1 protein-coding gene is annotated in these 2,016 nt (G+C 59.6%); it reads right to left on the bottom strand.

The features are described 5' to 3' along the window. On the bottom strand, positions 1–2,016 hold a 2,016-nt coding region (locus AC01FP_RS17190), incomplete at both ends, for a beta strand repeat-containing protein (RefSeq protein ID WP_474481920.1).

Consider the following 2,016-nt stretch of genomic DNA (forward strand, 5'->3'; position numbering starts at 1 on the left):
CGCACCGGCAGGCACGCTCACATTGATCGTGCCGCTAGTTCCGGTTGGCGATACCACCAGGTTGTAGGTGGTCTCATTCACCATCGAGAAGGTGCCCTTGGTGCCGCCGCTCACGGTGATGTCGCCGGCCGTGAAATCGCCGATGGCCTCCGAGAAGGTGAAGGTGAAGGTGACATCACCATTGGCCACGCCAACCACGTTGTCGGTGATGACAACGGTGGGTGGGGCGGTATCAAAAGCCTGGGTGTATTGATCCGGAGCGGTGGCCAGGTTGCCGGCGGCGTCGGTTACACCAGCGGTGCTGACACCGACGGTGATGTTGCCGGCTGAGGAAGTGGTGGGAGTGACGACGAGGGTATAAACGGTGCTGCTAACGGGAGTAAAGGTGCCCTTGGTGCCGTTGCCGACGGTGACCTTGCTGGTATCAAAGCCAGTGACAGCTTCTGAGAAGGTGAACGTGAAGGTGACGTCTCCAGTTGCCGTGCCAGCGACGTTGTCGGTGATGGAGACCGTGGGAGCGAGGGTATCGAATGACTGGGTGTATTGAGCCGGAGCGGTGGCGGTGTTGCCTACGGCATCCGTCACGCCAGTGGTGCTGACATCGACGGTGATGTTTCCGGAGGATGCGGGAGTGGGAGTAACGACGAGGGTATAGACGGTGCTGCTGACGGCAGTAAAGGTTCCAGGGGTGCCGTTGCCGACGGTGACGTTGCTGGAGGAGAAGCCAGTGACAGCTTCTGAGAAGGTGAATGTGAATGTCGTGGCCCCCGTCGCAGTGCCAGCGACGCTGTCGGTGATGGAGAGCGTTGGAGCGAGGGTATCGAATGACTGGGTGTATTGAGCCGGAGCGGTGGCGGGGTTGCCTGCGGCATCCGTCACGCCAGTGGTGCTGACATCGACGGTGATGTTGCCTTCCTCGTTGGCGTCCGGCGTGACGACAAGGGTGTAGGTATTACCGCTACCGGAGAAGGTGCCTTTGGTGCCGTTGCCGACCGTTACCTTGCTGGTATCGAAGCCAGTGACAACTTCTGAGAATGTGAAGGTGAATGTCGTGGCCCCCGTCGCAGTGCCAGCGACGTTGTCGGAGATGGTGACGGTGGGTGCAACAGCATCAACGGATGTAGCCGTCCAAGTGACCGAACCACCGCCTGCTTCGGCTGGGATGGCAACATCACTAGTGTTCGCGGTAGTTGTATTGACAGCAAATGGAACCGTGGAACTGGTTCCGCTCGTCGTTGCAGTTGCAGGAAGTGCGTTATCCGCGGTGCCTACAGCTGTTGCGCCGCCAGCTGTTCCCTGCCAAGCTCGAAAGTTCAGACCGCCACTGGAAAAGCTAGGATTGAATTGGGCAAGATTGAATGTGAGCGTTAAAGTGAGTGTAGAACCATTGCCGCCAGCGTCAAGGTTAATAGAGCGATTATAGACAGTCCATCCAATAAGGGTTGTACCGTTATAAGCGGCAATAAGGATATCGGCGCCATTGCTGTTGACTCCATTGTATGTGATAGTTACGCTGATCGCCTGAGCTGTTGCTCGGTTGATCGTCTGAGTCGCAGTTAGAGCAGTCCCAAGCGTCGTCGAGCTGACGCCTCCTGCGACAACCCGCTGCTCCGCCTCCACCTCCACCCCGTCAATCGTCAGGGTGGTGCTGTCGTCTTCCGCTTCGATGGCTGCCCGTTCTTCGGCGCTCAGTTCGATGCCGCTGAAGAGCTTGGCAAACAGCGCACCCTCATCGCCGGGGGTGTCGAGCTCGCCATTGAGAAGGGTGTCGAAGCTCTGGCCGATCTCTTCCAGCAGCACCAGCCGGATCTCGGCGTCGCTGGCTGCGGCGGCCCAGTCGCCGTTGATGTAGATGGTGGGCACGCCGTTATCGCCCACGGCCGCATAGGCGGCTGTAACACCGGCCATCTCGGCGCCGCTCTCAATTTCGTAGCGCAACCCCAGGGTGTCGCCTGCTGCGATCTGGGCGGCTAGGGCTGCGGCTGCTTCAGGGCTGGCACCGAACACCTCCACCAG

This window comes from Cyanobium sp. NIVA-CYA 375 (assembly GCF_056108345.1).